Annotated in this window: 10 protein-coding genes; 6 read left to right on the plus strand and 4 right to left on the minus strand. The window is 66.1% G+C overall.

Annotated features, from left to right (window positions below; translation table 11 throughout):
- Positions 1 to 12 precede the first annotated feature (12 nt).
- Both LR961_RS00755 and LR961_RS00760 read right to left on the minus strand, forming a co-directional pair.
- Complete coding sequence (locus LR961_RS00755; protein WP_232146521.1) at positions 13 to 777, minus strand: glutamine amidotransferase; 765 nt, start codon at positions 775 to 777, stop codon at positions 13 to 15.
- Entirely contained in the window at positions 774 to 2,564 is a 1,791-nt protein-coding gene (locus LR961_RS00760) for a GspE/PulE family protein (RefSeq protein WP_232149132.1), read from the minus strand. The genes LR961_RS00755 and LR961_RS00760 overlap by 4 nt, the downstream gene beginning before the upstream one ends.
- 107 nt (positions 2,565 to 2,671) lie before the next feature.
- Here LR961_RS00760 and glyQ point away from each other — a divergent pair, with 107 nt between their 5' ends.
- From glyQ to LR961_RS00780, 4 genes are all read left to right on the plus strand, one after another.
- Positions 2,672 to 3,583 (plus strand): glycine--tRNA ligase subunit alpha, encoded by a 912-nt coding sequence (gene glyQ, locus LR961_RS00765; RefSeq protein WP_232146522.1) that lies wholly within the window; start codon positions 2,672 to 2,674, stop codon positions 3,581 to 3,583.
- Positions 3,580 to 5,652 (plus strand): glycine--tRNA ligase subunit beta, encoded by a 2,073-nt coding sequence (gene glyS / locus LR961_RS00770; protein ID WP_232146523.1) that lies wholly within the window; start codon positions 3,580 to 3,582, stop codon positions 5,650 to 5,652. The genes glyQ and glyS overlap by 4 nt, the downstream gene beginning before the upstream one ends.
- A 348-nt stretch (positions 5,653 to 6,000) precedes the next feature.
- The gene (locus LR961_RS00775; protein ID WP_232146524.1) at positions 6,001 to 7,788 is read left to right on the plus strand and encodes an autotransporter assembly complex family protein; all 1,788 of its coding nucleotides are present in this window, start codon (positions 6,001 to 6,003) and stop codon (positions 7,786 to 7,788) included.
- 44 nt (positions 7,789 to 7,832) lie between these two features.
- Positions 7,833 to 11,645: a translocation/assembly module TamB domain-containing protein gene (locus LR961_RS00780; RefSeq protein WP_232149133.1), complete on the plus strand. Its 3,813-nt coding sequence runs from the start codon at positions 7,833 to 7,835 to the stop codon at positions 11,643 to 11,645.
- A 315-nt stretch (positions 11,646 to 11,960) separates the two neighbouring features.
- Here the strand turns inward: LR961_RS00780 and LR961_RS00785 are convergent, their stop codons facing one another.
- Together LR961_RS00785 and LR961_RS00790 are read right to left on the minus strand one after the other, a co-directional pair.
- The gene (locus LR961_RS00785) at positions 11,961 to 13,445 is read right to left on the minus strand and encodes a J domain-containing protein (RefSeq protein ID WP_232146525.1); all 1,485 of its coding nucleotides are present in this window, start codon (positions 13,443 to 13,445) and stop codon (positions 11,961 to 11,963) included.
- Positions 13,442 to 15,130, minus strand: coding sequence for a molecular chaperone HscC (locus LR961_RS00790; protein ID WP_232146526.1), 1,689 nt, complete (start codon positions 15,128 to 15,130; stop codon positions 13,442 to 13,444). The genes LR961_RS00785 and LR961_RS00790 overlap by 4 nt, the downstream gene beginning before the upstream one ends.
- Positions 15,131 to 15,472: 342 nt before the next feature.
- On the opposite strand from LR961_RS00790, the gene LR961_RS00795 reads away from it, so the two are divergent.
- Positions 15,473 to 17,617: a S46 family peptidase gene (locus LR961_RS00795; protein WP_232146527.1), complete on the plus strand. Its 2,145-nt coding sequence runs from the start codon at positions 15,473 to 15,475 to the stop codon at positions 17,615 to 17,617.
- 504 nt (positions 17,618 to 18,121) lie between these two features.
- On the plus strand, positions 18,122 to 18,850 hold the full coding sequence (locus LR961_RS00800; RefSeq protein WP_232146528.1) for a winged helix-turn-helix domain-containing protein: 729 nt from the start codon (positions 18,122 to 18,124) through the stop codon (positions 18,848 to 18,850).
- Positions 18,851 to 18,889 lie beyond the last annotated feature (39 nt).

Below are 18,889 nucleotides of genomic sequence, written 5' to 3' on the forward strand. Positions count from 1 at the left end.
CCCGATCCCGGCCTACGAATGCCGCTGCACCGAACCCCGGAGCCCGCCGTCATCAATCCCGCCCCGCCGCACATGCCGCACGAAGCGGCGCAGCAGCTGACGGGCCAGCGGCGCGGCGCTGACCTCGCGGGCGACGCTGCGGGCGCAGCCGCCGTGACGGGCGATGCAGTCGGCGCGGGCGCGCACGTAACCGCGCATGTGGTGGGTGGCGAACTCGGGGTGGAACTGCAGGCCCCAGGTCTGTTCGCCCCAACGGAAGGCGTGGCAGTTGTCCTGCGCCGAGCGGGCCAGCACGGTGGCGCCGTCTGGGGCGCGCAACACGGTCTGCAGATGGGTGGCATGGGCCGGGAACCGCGCCGGCAGGCCGGCAAACAGCGGGTCGGCCGAGGCCGGGGCTTCGAGTTCCAGCTGGATCGTGCCCGACTCGCGTCCACTCGGGTTGTAGTCGACCTGCCCGCCCAGCGCATGAGCCAGCAACTGGTGGCCGTAGCAGATGCCCAGCAGCGGCATGCCACCGTGGGCGGCTTCGCGCAGCCAGTCCGCGCTGCGCTCGCTCCAGTCGGCGCGGTCGGTGACGAAGGCGGCCGAGCCAGTGACGATCGTGGCGGCAAAGCCGTCGCGTTCGGGCAGCGCCTGGCCGTGCTCGACGTTGACCACCACGGTTTCGGCCGGCTCCAGGCCGGCGGCAACCCGAATCCAGTGCGGGAAGCGCCCGTAGCGCTTCAGGGTCGGGAACGGCTGCCCGGTTTCAATGATCAAGAACGGCTGGGGCTTCATTCCGTGGGCGGCAGGACAGACAGGACTTCCTCGATTGTAGTCAGCCCCGCGGCCACCTTTTCAAGCCCGGTGCGGCGCAGGGTACGCAGCCCTTCACCACGTGCGGCGCGGCTGAATCCGGCCAGATCCATGTCGCGGGTGATCAGTGCGCGCAGCCGCGAACCCAATGGCAGCAACTCATACAGGCCAACCCGGCCCATGTAGCCGGTGCGTCGGCACTCCAGGCAACCGACCGGCGCATATGCGGTGATGGCATCAGGTAATGCATCACCGGCATCACGCAGCGGCGCCCAATCGGCGTCATCGAGCGTGTCGGGCACCTTGCAGTGCGGGCACAGCGTGCGCACCAGGCGCTGCGCCAGCACCCCGTTGACGGTGGAGGCGATCAGGTAATGCGGCACGCCCAGATCGAGCAGGCGGGTGATCGCCGAAGGTGCATCGTTGGTGTGCAGGGTGGACAGCACCAGGTGGCCGGTGAGCGAGGCCTGCACCGCCATCTGCGCGGTTTCCAGGTCGCGGATTTCGCCGATCATGATGATGTCCGGGTCCTGTCGCAGCAGGGTGCGCACGCCGGCGGCGAAGTCCAGGTCGATGTTGGCCTGCACCTGCATCTGGTTGAATTCCGGCGCGATCATTTCGATCGGGTCTTCCACCGTGCACACGTTCACGTCCGGCGTGGCCAGTCGCTTGAGCGTGGAATACAGCGTGGTGGTCTTGCCCGAGCCGGTCGGGCCGGTGACCAGCACGATGCCGTGCGGGCGGGCCACCAGTTCGTTCCAGCCGGCTGCCTCTTCCGGGCTGAAACCCAGCTGCTCGATGCTCTTGAACGCCGAGTCGGGGTCGAAGATGCGCATCACGCACTTCTCGCCGAACGCGGTGGGCATGGTGGACAGGCGCATTTCCACTTCGCGCCCGCCTGGCGAGCGGGTCTTGATGCGGCCGTCCTGCGGACGCCGGCGCTCGGCCAGGTCCATGCGCCCGAGCACCTTGATGCGGCTGACCACGGCGGTCATCACCGACGGCGGAATCTCGAACACCTTGTGCAGCACGCCGTCGATGCGGAAGCGGATGCGGCCCTTGTCGCGGCGCGGCTCCATGTGGATGTCGCTGGCGCGCTGCTCGTAGGCGTACTGCAGCAACCAGTCGACGATGCTCACCACATGATGGTCGTCGGCGTTGACGTCGCCGGAGCTGCCCAGTTCCACCAGCTGCTCGAAGCTGGGCAGGCCGGTGCTGTTGCCGCCATCACGCACGTCGCCACGGGCACCGCGCACCGAGCGGGTGACGCCGAAGAACTCCATCGAATAGCGGTGCAGGTCCAGCGGGTTGACCAGCACGACATCGATCCGGCGCCGGGTCAGGTGCTGCAGGTCCGGCATCCAGTCGCGCGCCATCGGCTCGCTGGTGGCCACCAGCACGCGCTCGCTGTCCACGGCCAGCGGCAGGATGCGGTGCCGGCGCGCGTAGGCATGGGAGACCACGGCAGTGGCGGCGGCCACGTCCACGCGGGTGGGGTCGATGCGCAGGTAGCGGGTGTCGGTGCGGGCGGCCAGCCACTCGGTGAGCCGCTCCAGGGCCAGCTCACCGGTCGCCGGCGGCGCAGCGGCCAGCTTCAGATTGGCCAGCAGCACCAGCGGATGCACCTCGCTGGCATTGCGCGCGCCCTGGGCGGAAAAACGGATGCGTTCCTGGTCCTGCGCAGCGACCAGGCCATCGCCCAGCAGGGCGCTGACCACATTGGAAAACTGCAGCCTTCCGGTGGCGATCGCGACGGCAATCGGCGGTATCTGTGCGCTTTGCGCGGCGTGCTGTTCCACCCCAAACCCCTTGCTGGCACGGCCATCGGGCGGCCGCTGGCTATACTAGCGCACCCCTTTTGCATGGCTCAGGCAGCATGTCCGTGACCCCCAACGTTCCCATCACCTTCCAGGGCCTGATCCAGACCCTCAACGATTTCTGGGCAAAACAGGGCTGCGTGCTGATCCAGCCGCTGGACCTGGAAGTGGGCGCCGGCACCTTCCATCCGGCCACCTTCCTGCGCTCGATCGGCCCGGAAAGCTGGAACGCGGCCTACGTGCAGCCCAGCCGCCGTCCCACCGACGGCCGCTACGGCGAGAACCCCAACCGTCTGCAGCGCTACTACCAGTACCAGGTGGCGATGAAGCCGAGCCCGGACAACATCCAGCAGCTTTACCTGGATTCGCTCAAGGCGCTGGGCATCGACCCGCTGGTGCATGACCTGCGCTTCGTCGAGGACAACTGGGAATCGCCGACCCTCGGTGCCTGGGGCCTGGGCTGGGAAATCTGGCTCAACGGCATGGAAGTCACCCAGTTCACGTACTTCCAGCAGGCCGGTGGCCTGGAGTGCAAGCCGGTGCTGGGCGAAATCACCTACGGTCTGGAGCGGCTGTGCATGTACCTGCAGAACTGCGACAACGTCTATGACCTGATCTGGACCTACGGCCCGGACGGCACCCCGGTCACCTACGGAGACGTCTACCACCAGAACGAGGTGGAGCAGAGCACCTACAACTTCGAGTACGCCGACGTGGAAGAAATGTTCCACCGCTTCGACGCCTGCGAGAAGGAAGCGCAGAAGCTGGTCGAAGCCGGCCTGCCGCTGCCGGCCTATGAACAGGTCTGCAAGGCCTCGCATTCGTTCAACCTGCTCGATGCGCGCCGCGCCATCTCGGTGACCGAGCGCCAGCGTTACATCCTGCGCGTGCGCGCGCTCGCCATGGCCGTGGCCAAGCTGTACGAGGCCAAGCGCATCGAAGCCGTGGCCGCCAAGGAGGTGCAGGCATGAGCATGCAACCGCTGCTGATCGAACTGGGCGTGGAAGAGCTGCCGGTCAAGGCGCTGCCGGGCCTGGCGCAGGCATTTTTCGATGGCGTGATCGACGGGCTGGCCAAGCGTGGCATCGCCTTCGAGCGCGATGACGCCAAGCCGTTGTCGACCCCGCGCCGCCTGGCGGTGCTGCTGCCGGGCGTGGAAACCGAACAGCCCGAACAGCATTCGGAAGTGTTCGGCCCGTATCTGAACATCGCGCTGGACGCCAACGGCGAGCCGACCAAGGCGCTGCAGGGTTTTGCCGCCAAGGCCGGTATCGAGTGGACCGCGCTGGAGCGCACCACCGATGCCAAGGGCGAGCGCTTCGTGCTGCGTTCGGTCACCCCGGGCGCGCAGACTGCAGCGCTGCTGCCGGAGATCGTGCGCGAGGCCATCGCCGCGATGCCGATTCCCAAGCCGATGCGCTGGGGCAGCCACGAGTACGCCTTCGCCCGCCCGGTGCATTGGCTGGTGCTGCTGCACGGCAACGACGTGGTGGATGCCGAGCTGCTGGGTTTGAAGTCCGACCGCATGAGCCGTGGTCACCGCTTCATGGCCGACAAGCAGGTGTGGTTGAGCAACCCGGGCGACTACGTCGAGTCGCTGAAGGCGGCCAACGTGCTGGTCGATGCCGACGCGCGCCGCGAGCGCATCGTCGCCGAGGTCAACGCTGCAGCCGCCCAGGCTGGCGGCGTTGCGCGCATCACCGACGACAACCTGGAGCAGGTGGTCAACCTGGTCGAGTGGCCGGCGGCGGTGATGTGCAGCTTCGAGCGCGAGTTCCTGGCAGTGCCGCAGGAAGCGTTGATCGAGACGATGGAGATCAACCAGAAGTTCTTCCCGGTGCTGGATGACGGCGGCAAGCTGACCGAGAAGTTCATCGGCATCGCCAACATCGAATCCAAGGACGTGGCCGAAGTGGCCAAGGGCTACGAGCGCGTGATCCGTCCGCGTTTCTCCGATGCCAAGTTCTTCTTCGATGAAGATCTCAAGCAGGGCCTGGTGTTGATGGGCGAGGGCCTGAAGACCGTCACCTACCAGGCCAAGCTCGGCAGCGTGGCCGACAAGGTGCAGCGTGTCAGTGCGCTGGCGCAGGTGATTGCCGCCCAGGTGGGTGCCGACCCGGTGCAGGCCAAGCGTGCCGCCGAACTGGCCAAGAACGACCTGCAGTCGCGCATGGTCAATGAGTTCCCGGAACTGCAGGGCATCACCGGCCGTCATTACGCCGTCGCCGGTGGTGAATCGCCTGCCGTGGCACTGGCCATCGATGAGAGCTACCAGCCGCGTTTCGCCGCCGATGACATTGCGTTGTCGCCGCTGGGCAAGGTGCTGGCGATCGCCGAGCGTCTGGACACGCTGGCCGGTGGTTTCGCTGCAGGCCTGAAGCCGACCGGCAACAAGGACCCGTTCGCGCTGCGTCGCAATGCGTTGGGGTTGGCGCGCACGGTCATCGAGTCGGGGTTTGATCTGGACCTGCACGCGCTGCTCAGCGCCGCCAACGCGGGCCTGGCCGAGCGCAAGGTGCAGGCCGATGTCGGCGAGCTGTACGACTTCATCATCGACCGCCTGAAGGGCTACTACGCCGACAGGGGCGTGCCGGCCACCCACTTCAACGCCGTGGCCGAACTGAAGCCGGTCTCGCTGTACGACTTCGACCGCCGCATCGACGCCATCGGCACCTTCGCCCAGTTGCCGGAAGCCGAGGCACTGGCTGCGGCCAACAAGCGCATCCGCAACATCCTGCGCAAGGCCGAGGGTGAGATCCCGGGCATGATCGACGCGTCGCTGCTGCGCGAGCCGGCCGAGAGCGAGCTGGCCGAAGCGGTGGCTGCGGCCATCGACGATACCGGCGCCAGCCTGCAGCAGAAGGACTACGTGGCCGTGCTCGGCCGCCTGGCCCGTCTGCGCCCGCAGGTGGATGCGTTCTTCGACAACGTGATGGTCAATGCCGAAGACCCCGCACTGCGCGGCAACCGCCTGGCGCTGCTGCGCACGCTGGGTGACCGCCTCGGCAGCGTGGCCGCGATCGAGCACCTGTCCAGCTGATCGGATGGTTGTTTCAACAAACAGGGCCCGCGAAAGCGGGCTTTGTTTGTTTGGAGGTTGGGAGAAGCAGATGGTGGCGACTTGCCGCAGCAGAGGGCCGTTCTTGTAGGAGCGGCGTCAGCCGCGAAGCTGGCGGCCCACCAGATGCCGAGCATGTATGCAATCGCACATCTCTCCGGCGCGGGCATGTTCCCGGCTTCGCGGCCAAGGCCGCTCCTGCAATGGCCGGCCTGCATCCAGCCGCTGTTTGCGAATCGGCAGTACCAGATCCAAGCCCCCGCCATACCGATCCCCGCGTTACCGCGCTGTGATTTTGCCGGTCATGATCACCCCGGTATCCTGACCGGCATGCAGCCCTACCGAATCGCCCAGATCCTCCTGTTTGCCGCGTCTTTGCTGACGGCAACCATCGCCCATGCCCGCGGCACCATCGACAAGGTGCAGATCAAGGGCCTGGACAAGGGAGCCGATGCCGAGATCATCGAGAACATCGAAGTCTCGCTGTCGCTGTATGACGCCATCGGCAAGGTGCAGGGTGAATCGCGGCTGGAGTACCTGCTCTCGCAGGCCGAACGCCAGACCCGCCAGGCGCTGGAACCGTTCGGTTACTACAACCCCACCATCAGCATCGATGCGCCGCGCACCGGCGACAACCTGCAGGTGCTGATCCAGGTGGACAAGGGTCAGCAGATCAAGGTGCGCCAGGAGGAGGTGATCATCACCGGGCCGGCTTCGCGCGACCGCTACCTGCAGGAAGATCTGGATGCGTTCACCCCCAAGGCCGGTCAGCCGTTCGACTCGGTGAGCTACGAAGCCAGCAAGGTGGTGATCACCCGGCGCCTGGCCGAGCGTGGCTACTTCGATGCCGACTTCACCCAGCGCAAGGTCGAAGTTACCCGCGCCGAGAACGCCGCCGACATCTTCCTCAGCTGGGACAGCGGCCGCCGCTACAACATGGGGCCGACCACCTTCCAGGAGGATTACTTCCGCCCTGGCCTGTTCGAGCCGCTGGTGTACTGGGAAGAAGGCAGTTACTGGCACGAAGGCAAGCTCGACCGCCTGCGTGAATCGCTGACCAAACTCGATTACTTCAGCGTCATCGACATCCAGCCGCGCCCGGACCTGGCCGACGAACACGGCGACGTGCCGGTGAACGTGAAGCTGACCAAGGCCAAGCGCACCATCTACACCGCCGGTGTCAGCTACGGCAGCGAGAGCGGCGCGGGTGTGCGCGGCGGCGTGGAGCGCCGCTACGTCAACCGTCGTGGCCACAAGCTCAATACCCAGCTGGATTACGCGCAGCGGCGCAAGAGCCTGATCACCAGCTACCGCGTTCCCGGCTTCCGCTGGCTTGATGGCTGGTACACCTACGCCATCAGCGCCTACGACGAGCAGACCGATTACATCGACATGCGCAACTTCAAGCTCATCGCCAGCCGCAGCGGCGAGATCAACGAGCATTGGACCGCCATCGTCTCGATGAACGCACTGCGCGAGCGTTGGCGCTATGGCACCGGCAAGACGTTCAATGACCCGGTTTACCAGTACTCCACGCTGGTCTATCCGCAGTTGACCGGCGACTACATCAACGTCGATGACGAGAGCTTCCCGCGCAGCGGCTTCAGCGGCAACGTGACCATGCGCGGCGGCATCGAAGGCGCCGGTTCGGACACCAGCTTCGTACAGGCCGACGCCACCTTGCGCTGGTTCATTCCGGTGGGCGCTGCCGACCGCCTGATCCTGCGCGGCCAGGCCGGTACCACCTGGACCAGCGACCTGGTGGCCATGCCGCCAAGCCTGCGCTATTTCGCCGGTGGCGATCGCTCCATCCGCGGTTACGCCTACCGCGAAGTCGGCCCGCGCACGCCACCGCCGGACAACTACGCGCTGGGCGCCAAGAACCTGGTGGTCGGTTCGGCCGAATACGAGCATTACTTCAATGGCGGCCCGTGGGGCGCGGCGGTGTTCGTCGATACCGGCAGTGCGTTCGACAACAACATCGACCTGCATACCGGCGTGGGCATCGGCGTGCGCTGGAAATCACCGGTGGGTCCAGTGCGCATCGATATCGCGCGGGGTCTGAATGACCCGGATTCGGCGTTCCAGCTGTACCTCAACATCGGAGCCGACCTGTGAGCCGCCAACCGGACGACGTGACACCGGAAGAACGCGAAGCCCGCATCGCCGAGCTGCGCGCCAAGCGCAAGGCGCGGCTGCGCACGCTGGCCATCCGCAGCGGCATCAGCGTGACGGTGCTGGTGCTGCTGGGGCTGTTTGCCCTGTACTGGTTGCTGCAGACCGTGGCTGGGCGCGAAGTGTTGTTGGCGCAGGTGGTGGCACGGTTGCCGGCCGGTTCGTCGTTGACCTGGAGCAAGGTCGAAGGCCCGTTGGCCGGGCCGCTGGTGCTGCACGACCTGGATTTCCGCTTCAACGACCTGCATTTCACCGCCGGCCAAGCGTATCTGGACCCGGACATCCGTCCGCTGCTGGGCCGCAAGCTGCGCCTGGATGCGCTGCGCATCACTGACGCCACGCTGGAGCTGGGCCCACCGGAAGACAAGCCGTTCGAACTGCCGCGCTGGCCGGACGTGCTGCCAGCCATCGACCTGCCGCTGGCGCTGCAGGCCGACACCATCGTGGTCGACGGCCTGCGCATCACCCAGATGCAGCAGCCGATCATCGACATCACCCGCATCCGCGGTGGCATCGAAGCGGCCGATGGCGAAGTGCGTACCACCCAGCTCAAGGTCAACAGCAACCTGGGCGATTTCCGCATCGACGGCCATTACCTGCCGCGCGAGGATTACCAGACCGACCTGACCGTGCGCGCGCTGATGGCGCCGCGCCCGGGCCAGGCACCGGCACGCCTGGGCCTGGTGGCGCGCGGCAACCTGGCGCACATGGAAGTGGCATTGGCCGGCTACGTACCCAAGCCGTTGCATGCCCGCCTGGTGTTCGACGGTCGCAACGACCCGGTGTGGAGCGCCTCGGCCCGCAGCGAGGAACTGGACCTGGGCCAATTGGTGCCTGCGCAGTTCATGGCCGAGGCACCGGCCGCGCTGGCGCTGGACTTCAACGCGCGTGGCCGTGGCGGCAAGGCGCAGTTGCAGGGCCGCGTGCGCCAGGGCGACCAGGAACTGGTGCTGGCGCCGTCCAACATCATTCTCGACAACCAGGTGCTGACCGTCGCACCGCTGGTGGTGGAAGCCTTCGGTGGCACCGTGCGCCTGCAGGGCAAGGCGGATTTCACCGATACCCAGAACCCCGGCTTCCGCTTCGCGGTGGTGGCTGACCAGCTGACCTGGACGCCCGAACCGGATCCGGCCGCCGCCGACACCACGCCTGTACCGCTGCACCTGAAGCAGGCCAAGCTGGGTGTGGCTGGCAACCTGAAGAACTGGGCGGCCATCGGCAATGCCGACGTGGCGCGCGAGCAGCAGGATGCCAACCTGGATTTCGACGTGCGCGGCAACGACCAGCAGGCGCATATCGAACACCTGACCGCGACCACGCCCGGTGGCTCGCTGGATCTGACCGGTTCGGCAGCGTGGGCACCGGAGTTGGCGTGGGATGTGAACGCCAAGCTGGCCCGCTTCGATCCCGGCTATTTCCTGCCGGGTTGGGAAGGCGACCTGTCCGGCACGCTCGCGTCCAAGGGCAAGCAGCTGCCGCCTCCGGCCGGTACCGAGGAGATGCTGTTCGAGGCCACGGTCGATGTGCCGCAGCTCAAGGGCCGCCTGCGCGGCCGCAGCGTGGATGCACGCGCCAAGCTCGCCCTGCAGGGCAAGCAGGGCGAAGGCGACGTGCGCCTGGTGATGGGCGATAGCCGCATAGAGGCCAAGGGCAAGGTGGGCGAACGTCTGAACGTGGACGCACGGCTGGAGCCGCTGCGCCTGTCCGATCTGCTGCCCGACGGCAGCGGCAGCCTAGCCGGCACCCTGCAGTTGCGCGGCACGCCCAGCCAGCCTGACATCACCGCCGACCTGCGCGGCAGCGGCCTGCAATGGGAAGACTGGAAAGCCGGGCAGATCAGCATCAACGGCCACCTGCCGTGGAAGGGCGACAACGGCGCCCTGCAGGTGCAGGGCAATGCGGTGGAAGTGGGCATGCTGCTGGACAGCGTGCGCATCGACGCGCGCGGCAGCGTGCAGAACCTGCGCCTGGATGCGGACACCGGCAATGAGCTGGGCACCCTCGCACTCAGTGGCAGCGTGCGCCAGGTCGGGCAGGCGTGGCGTGGCGAACTGGCGTCGCTGCGCGTGGCGCCGGCCAAGGGCGCGCCGTGGCAACTGCGGCAAGCGGCGGCGTTCAACGTGCAGGGCAGCAACTTCAGCCTGGGCGATGCCTGCCTGGGCGCGGACACTGGCGGCGCGTTGTGCGTGGCCGCCAACTGGCCGCGAGAAGGCATCAAGCTGCGCGGCGATGCCTTGCCGCTGGCGCTGGTGCAGCCGTGGCTGCCGCCCAACGAGGGGCGGCGCCTGCACCTGCGCGGCGAAGTCACCCTGGATGGCAACATCCGCCCGCGTGGCAACGCCTGGGAAGGCAGCTTCAAGGTGGCCTCGCCCGAAGGCGGCATCCGACTGGGTGACAACGCACGCGGTGAGCTGGTGCGCTATGACCAGTTCTCGATCAACGTGGACATGCAGCCCAACAGCATCAAGGGCTACCTGGGCGTGGGCTTCCAGGGCGACGGCTTCGTCGATGCGCGGGTGCAGACCGGCTGGGAGCCGAATGCGGCATTGACCGGCGAGCTGTACCTGAACATGGCGCGCCTGTACTGGATGGAGTTGTTCTCGCCGGATCTGGTGCGGCCCAAGGGCCTGGTCGAGGGACACGTCAGCCTGCGCGGCACGCGCTCGCAGCCGACCCTGGGCGGTGAGGCAAAACTCAGTGACTTCACCGGAGAACTGCCGGCGCTGGGGCTGACCCTGAGCGAAGGCGTGGGCGACTTCATCGCACAGCCCGATGGCTCGGCGCGGATCAGTGCTTCGGCCAAGACCGGCGGTGATGGTGCACTCAAGGTGGACGGTGGATTGTCCTGGTTCGGCGATGCACAGCCGCTGCAACTGCATATCCACGGCGAAAACGTATTGCTGGCCAACACCAGCGAGATGCGGGTGGTTGCCAACCCCGACCTGGACTTCACTTTGGCCGGCACCGCGATGGAACTGCGCGGTAGCGTGCATGTACCCGAGGCCGACCTGGACCTTGAGCGTCTGGATCGGGGTACTTCGGTATCGGAGGACATCGTGGTGCTGGACCCGGTGGACCCGGAAGAAGGCCCGTCCTCGCCGCTGGACATGGATCTGACCGTCAGCCTGGGCAACAAGGTCAAGATGAGCGGCTTCGGCCTGAAGGGCGCGCTGACCGGCAAGATGCAGGTACGTGCACGGCCGGGCCGCGAGATGACCGCCAACGGCGGGTTGGAAGTGAGCGGCCGTTACAAGGCCTATGGCCAGGACCTGACCATCACCGAAGGCCAGCTGCTGTGGAACTACGGCATCGTTTCGGACCCGCGCATCAACATCAAGGCCGAGCGCGAGGTGGGTGACATCACCGCCGGCATCCATGTCACCGGCCGTGCGCAGGCGCCGAAAGTGGACGTCTGGTCATCTCCGGCGATGTCGCAATCCGAGGCGCTTGCCTACCTGGTGCTCGGCCGCAGCATGAGCATGGCCAGCAGCGACCAGGCACAGCAGGTCAACGCGGCCTCGGCGGCGCTGTCGGCCGGCAGCGGCCTGTTGGCCGCGCAGGTGGGTGCCAAGCTCGGCCTGGACGACGCCGGCGTGAGCCAGTCGCGCGCGCTGGGTGGTTCGGTGATCGGCGTGGGCAAGTACATAACGCCCAAGCTTTACGTCGGTTACGGCGTATCGCTGGTAGGCAGCGGTTCGGTGTTGACCCTGAAGTACCTGCTGCGGCGCGGCTTCGACGTGGAAATCGAATCGTCCACCGTGGAAAACCGTGGCTCGGTCAACTGGCGCACGGAAAAGTAAGCGGCAATTGGAGCGGGGCGGATCGGCGGTTGGCAGAGGCAGGCGCAGCGACATGTCGCTGCAGGAGCGGCGTCAGCCGCGACACTGACAGCATGTCCGTACTGGTGGATGTGCAATTGCAGGGATGTCCTGCCTCGGGCACGTCGCCAGCTTCGCGGCTGACACCGCTGCTGCAGGCGCCGGCTGCGGAAGGCCCGCGCAGCACCACCGGTAGTGCCGAGCCATGCTCGGCAGGGGCTTCACCGGTAATGCTCCAGCGCAGCATGGCTGCGCTCTACTTGCCAATCGCGGTATCACCAATGCCCAGTCCCGGCCTTACCGCTTCCGCAGCCGCCAACGTTCGAAGCCGTAGATCAGCAGCGCCAGTCCGCCGGTCAGTTCGGCATAGGACAGCTTCATGTGGCTGGTGACGAAGGGCGCGACAAAGAACAGGCCGATGGCCAGCATCATCGGTACCACCCTGGCCACCGATGGGAAGTTGCGCAGTACCAGTATCGTCACTATCCACAACGCCGCGCCGCCAAATATGGAGCCGATGAACCGCACTTCCGTTCGACCGATGGCAATGCCAATCACGGCCAGGCCAGGGATCAGCAGCGGCAACATGCGTTGCCACAACAACTTCCACGGCAGCGTGCCCATGCCTACCAGCATCACCACCCCCACGCCGATGCCGCCCAGGGTCAGCAGGCTGCCGGCCGCCGGCCAACCACGACCGGCGCTGATCTCGGCAATTGCGCCCATCGTGTAGACCACCACTGGCAACAACAACCACAGCGCCGACAGCATCAATCCACGCATCAGGCCAAGCAGTGCGCGGTTGCCGGTGATCCGGCTTTCATCGGTCACCTCGTGCCAGAACTGCACCTGTTCGGCGCGCAGCGGCGGACAGGGCAGCGTGTCCCCAAGATTGCCGAGCTGTTGCAGGGCCGCGCGCATCCTGTCCACGAGCGCTGGATTCCAGGCACTGCACAGCGCCTGCAGGCGACTGCGAGGACGCACCAGCAGCTCGCGGTAGCGATGTGCGTCGGCCTGGGTCACCGAGCCGTTGTCGCCTGCCCGCAGCACCTGCGCCAGCATCGACTCGTTGCCCGCCTGCAATACCCAGCGCAGATGCATGGCACGGCGCATGGCCGACAGCGTGTCCGGGTCGACGTCGCTGCCAATCTCATCCCAGCCGAAGGAGGTCGCAATCTGGTCGAAGTTGGCAGCACAGATGGCCAGCTCGCCCGGGTATAGCCGCTGCAGCAGCAAGGCGCCGGCGTCGGCCTTGCCACTGAGCGACCACAGCTCCGGACAGGCGAGCAGCCATTGGCCAAAGGCGACATCGCTCATTGCCTGTGCAGCGTCGAGCACGCGGGCAACCAGCGCATCCAGGTCGATCCGCTGTAGCGGCATGGCCGTATCGACCGCCTGGAATGCAGGCGCCGCCGGCGTTGCAGGTGCGTCCTCGATCACCGCCATCGGCACGGCATGCAGTGCCGGTGCGGATGTCGCCTGCGTCCACTGCGGGTCGGGAATGACCAGGTCGGTATCCGGGTCTGGTGTATCGTGCGGCGCCAGCATCGGCTGGGCCTGCGAACCGTGCAGTTCCTGCTCCTGCTCCTCGATGGCTTCGGCCTCGAACTGTTGCTGGTAGCGGTGCCATTGCAATGCAGTCTGGTAGGCCTCGTGCAGCCGCTGGAAGGCCTCGGGGTCATCGTCGGGGCGGTTGCCACGCAGCAGCCGCGCATAGGCCCGCTTGATCGCACGTTCGTCCGCGCCCTGCTCCAGCTCCAGTACTTCCAGCGCCCAGTTCAATACACGCCCTCCAGCGCATCCAGCGCTTTGCTGAGCTCGTGGCGGTGGCGTTCGACCCGCTGCGTCTCCTGGCTTTCCAGTGCTTCGCGGAACTGCAGTAGCCAGCCCTGCAGCTGATCGCGCTGGTCCACATACTCGGAATACATGCGCTCGGTGCGGGCGATCAGTGCAAGGTTCACCTGCTGCTCGCGCGGGTGGATCTTCAGTGCATCCAGCGCCTGCAAGCGTTGGCGGATCTGCTCCGGTGCCAGCACGCCGGGGTTCTGCTCCAGCACCAGCTCATGACGCTTGCCCGATGCGTTCTCGGTGACTTCCACCTGCAGGATGCCGTCCACGTCATAGGTGAAGCGGGTGGTGACGGAGCGGTCGCCCTCGCCCTCGCGGGTGGTCAGCGGCACCTGCAGTTCACCCAGCTTGATGTTCTTGTCCACGGTCGGGCTTTCGCCCTGATAGACATCGATGCGCAGGAACTTCTGTTCGGCGTGGATCGGGTGGAAGACATCCTCGCGGCTAACCGGCACCACGCTGTTGCGCTGGATGATGGGGTGGAAGTAGCCGCTGCGTTCCTTGCCGTCCGGCCCCATCCGCGACACCTGCGTACCCAGTGTGTACGGGCACACATCGGTCAGCACGACTTCCTGCAGCGAACTGTCGCGTGCCTTCATGCCTGCGGCCACGGCGGCGCCCAGCGCGATGGCCTGGTCCGGGTTGATGTGACGCAACGGCAGCCGCCCGAACATGCGCGTGGCCAGGCGCGTGACCATCGGCATGCGTGCGGCACCGCCGACCAGGATGATGTCGTCCAGCGCATCGGGCTTGAGCCGCGCATCGCGGATGGCGCGTTCGATCGGTGCGCGCATGCGTTGCAGCAGCGGCTCGCACAGCTGGGCGTAGCGGGTTTCGTCAACCGACCACTTCAGTTCGCGCCCGGCCAGGGTGATTTCCAGTTCGACCAGGCTGCGCGCGCTGAGTTCGCGCTTGAGTTGTTCAAGCCGCTGCAGCAGCTGCGCCTGCTCGACGCCGTCCAGCGTGGCGGTATCCAGGCCAGTCTCCTGCTTGAAGGCCTGCACCAGCACCTGCAGGAAATCCTCGCCACCGAGGAAGTTGTCGCCAGCGCTGGCATGGACTTCGACGATGCCGTCGAACAGCTCCAGGATCGAAACGTCGAACGTGCCGCCGCCAAGGTCGAGCACCAGGATGCGACCTTCCTGCTCGCGCTGCTGCAGCCCATAGGCCAGCGCGGCGGCGGTGGGTTCGTTGATCAGGCGCTCGACGCGAATGCCGGCCAGCTCACCGGCGGCGCGGGTGGCCTTGCGTTGTGCATCGGAGAAATACGCCGGCACGCTGATCACCGCTTCCTCGACCTTGTAGCCGAGTGCGGCTTCGGCATCGGCCAGCAATGTACGCAGCACCAGCGCGGAGAGTTCTTCCGGGCGGAAGCGATGCTCACCCAGGCGGGTTTCGCGGTGAGTGCCCATCCAGCGCTTGAAGTGCGCCACGCTGGCCTGCGGGTGGCTGACCAGCCGGTCGCGCGCGGCCTGCCCGACCAGCACCGCGCCATCGACCACGCTGACCACCGAGGGCGTCAGCACCTGCCCATGCGGGTTGGGAAAAAGCACCTGGCCGTCAGCCGTATGCATGCCGATCAGCGAATGCGTGGTGCCCAGATCAATACCAACAATCATCCTTGAAGCCCCTGTTCAGTTGTGTGGCGATTGTAGGCAACAAGCGGGGATTGGAGGTGGTGGGATTGGCAGAAAACAGGTGCAGCGACCTTCCATTGCAGGAGCGGTGTAGGCCGCCACGCCGGTGATGTGCCCGACGTCCGGCATGTCTGCAATGGCAACCAGAACGGCAGGGAAACATTCCCGGCATCGCCGCTTGCGCCGCACCTGCATCCTTCGGCCTGTATCGACCGCAGTTGCCAATTCCGCCAATTCCAGTCCTCGCCCATTACCGACGGCGGTTGCCGCTCCCGGCCGCCATCGCTACTGTCGGCGGCTGTTCTGTAATCCGCTGGAGTTCCAATGACGCGCAAACCGCTTACCGCCGCGCTGGTGCTGGGCATGAGCCTGGCTGCTGCCGCCAACGCCAACGAGGGCATGTGGATGCCCACGCAGTTGCCGGAGTTGGCAAAAACGCTGAAGGAGGCCGGCTTCAAGGGCAATCCGGCGGAGCTGGCGGACGTCACCGCGCCGCCGTTGAGCGCGGTGGTGCGGGTGGGTGGCGGTACCGGTGCGTTCGTGTCCGGCGATGGCCTGCTGCTGACCAACCACCACGTGGCCTATGGCGTGATCCAGTACAACGCCAGCAAGGAACACGACACCATCAATGACGGTTTCATTGCCCAGGGCCGCGCCGATGAGCGCGCCGCCAACCCGGATTACCGGGTGCTGGTGACCGTGGGTTTCGACAAGGTCACCGATGACGTGCTCAAGGACGCGCGCGGCAAGACCGGCCGCGCCTATTACGACGCGGTGGAGAACGCACGCAAGCGCATCGTCGCCGACTGCGAGGCCGAAGGTGGCGTGCGCTGCTCGGTGGCCAACATGTACTACGGCACGGATTTCTACCGCATCCGCCAGCTGGAGCTGACCGATATCCGTCTGGTCTACGCGCCGCCGCGCGCCATTGGCAACTACGGCGATGAGATCGACAACTTCATGTGGCCGCGCCACACCGGCGATTTCACCCTGCTGCGCGCCTATGTCGGCAAGGACGGCAAGCCGGCGCCTTACAACAAGGACAATGTTCCGTATCAGCCGCCGGCACACCTGAAGATGTCGCTGGATGGTCCGATGGAAGGTGATTACGCGATGCTGGCCGGTTACCCCGGCACTACCTATCGCCTGCGCACCGCCGCCGAGTTCGCCAGCCAGATCGACACCGTGCTGCCGCGTCGCGTGGAGGTGTTCCAGCAGTTGATCGACACCATCGAAGCGGCCGGCAAGAGCAATGCCGATGCGCGCACGCGTTATGCCTCGCAGCTGCAGTCGCTGAAGAACAACCGCAAGCGCGCTGCCGGTGAACTGGAAGGCCTGCTGCGCAGCGATGCCAAGACCCAGCGTGCGCAGGATGAACAGGCCATGCTGGCCGCCGCCGATGGCAAGTACAAGCCGGATATCGATGCGCTGTTTGCTTCGTTGGCGGCCGACCGCGAAGTGGGCGCCAGCGAGTTCCTGGTAACGCTGCTGTCCAGCCAGACCCAGTTGCTGCGTTCGGCCATGTTGCTCGAGCGCCTGCGTATCGAATCGGCCAAGCCCGATGCCGAGCGTGAGAGCGGTTACCAGCAGCGCGACCAGGCCCTGATCGAAGGCGTGCTCAAGCAGGTACAGCGTCGCTACGACCCGACGGTGGAAAAGGCGATCCTGACCGCGCTGCTGACCCGTTACCAGCAACTGCCCGATGCACAGCGCGACGCCCATTACGACAACCTGTTCGGCCGTACCCCGGCTGAGCTGGGCAGGCATCTGGATGAGATGTACGCCCAGACCAGGCTGGGCGACGAAGCGCAGCGTCTGTCGCGCTTCGAGTCCGCGCGCAAGGGCGGTTTCATCGAAGGCGACGCGCTGGTGTCGGTGGCGTCAGCGCTGGTGATGGCGCAGCTCAACGCCGAGCGCGAGAGCAAGGCACGAGAGGGTGAGCAGCTGCGCCTGCGTCCGTCCTACATGCAGGCGCTGTTTGATTGGCGTGCAACCCAGGGCCGTGCGGTGTATCCGGATGCCAACAGCACGCTGCGCATCAGCTATGGCAAGGTCGAGGCGCTGCATCCGCGTGATGCGGTGAGCTACTCGCCGGTGACGACCGTGGCCGGCATCGTCGAGAAAAACACCAATACGGTGCCATTCGACGCACCCAAGCCGCTGCTCGCAGCCATTGCCAAGGGTGATTTTGGCAGCACTGCCGACCCGGCATTGAAGACCCAGACGGTCAACTTCCTGACCAACCTGGATACCACCGGTGGCAACTCCGGTTCGCCGGTGCTCAACGCCAAGGGCGAGCTGATCGGCCTGAACTTCGATTCGAACTGGGAATCGGTCAGCGCCAGCTGGTGGTTCGACCCGCGTTACAAGCGCGCGGTGCATGTGGACATGCGTTACCTGCGCTGGTTGCTGGCCAAGGTCTACCCGGCGCCGGAACTGCTCAAGGAAATGGGCGTACCGGTGGAGTAAGCACGCACCGGCAAAAGCGCCTGCCTGGGCAGCGAGCCAACCCCGCGTTCTTCGGAGCGCGGGGTTTTTCGTTGATGGCAGGTGGCCACTGCGTGATCGGGTTCCTGTCGCACGGCATTGCCGGATAGGCCTGTCGTTGCCGCCCTCAAACGATCATCGCGGTTACGTATTGCGCATTCGCCCACAGTGGATGCGCTGGGTGAATGGCATGACTGTTGCACCTTGACGACGGCCTGATGCCACGTTCCTGGGTCCTACTTGTCGCTGGGCGGTTATGACACGTGACACCGGCCTGCGTCCCGAAACGCCTGCTACGGCGCTGTTTCACAGTTTTTTGGAAGGTTGGTGGGGAGTTCCGCAGCGCTGACAGGCCGGATCGAGGCTTTGCCTGATGGCTGAGTAAGACCAAAGCTAAGGATTGTCTGGGGAGTAACTGACATTACGCTGGGCTAAGATTCCCCCCGACTAGGCAGATCGCTTGACCTGCAGAACAGGGGAGAACGAGTGGCATTGCTCGATAACAACGCGGCGGCTGACGCCGACAACGCGCAGGCATTGGCGCCGCTGCGGGTCTGGATCGTGGGCAATCTCGACATCGTGCAACCGTTGCTGCGCTACGGCGCACAGGTGCATGCGATGGATAGCATCGAAGCGCTGTACCGCGAGTTGGCGATCGTGCCGTGTGACGTGGTGTTGATCGACACCGCATTGATGGGCAAGGGGCTGGCCACCACGGTCGGGCATCTGCGTCGGCGCGACGACCTTGGCGTGGTGCTGCTGGTGGATGCGGCCACGCCGCAACGCATTGCCGAAGGCCTGTGGGCCGGTGCTGACGCCTGCATGCCACACCGGCCCGAGCCGGATCTGCTGGCGGCCAAGCTGTACAGCCTGCGCCGGCGCCTGCCCGGCGAACTGGCACAGGTGCAGGAGGCGGCAACCGGCAGCGCCCGCTGGGAACTGGAGTCCGGTGGCTGGAACCTGCGTGCGCCCAGTGGCACGGTGCTGGCCCTGACCGAAGCCGAGCGTGCGTTCCTGTCCTTGTTGTTTGCCGCGCCAGACGAAACCGTCGGTCGCGAGCGGCTGATTGCGGTTCTCACCGACCAGCCATGGAGCTTCGACCCGCACCGGATCGAAGTGCTGGTCCACCGGCTGCGCAACCGGGTACGCAGTGGCACCGGCTGCACCCTGCCGGTCCGCGCGGTGCGGGGCTCGGGCTATCGCCTGACGCTCTGACCGGGCATTGCGTCGCGCCGGGGGTGGTCGGCGCAATGT

It is taken from the genome of Stenotrophomonas sp. SY1 (assembly GCF_021202945.1).
GTDB lineage: Bacteria > Pseudomonadota > Gammaproteobacteria > Xanthomonadales > Xanthomonadaceae > Stenotrophomonas.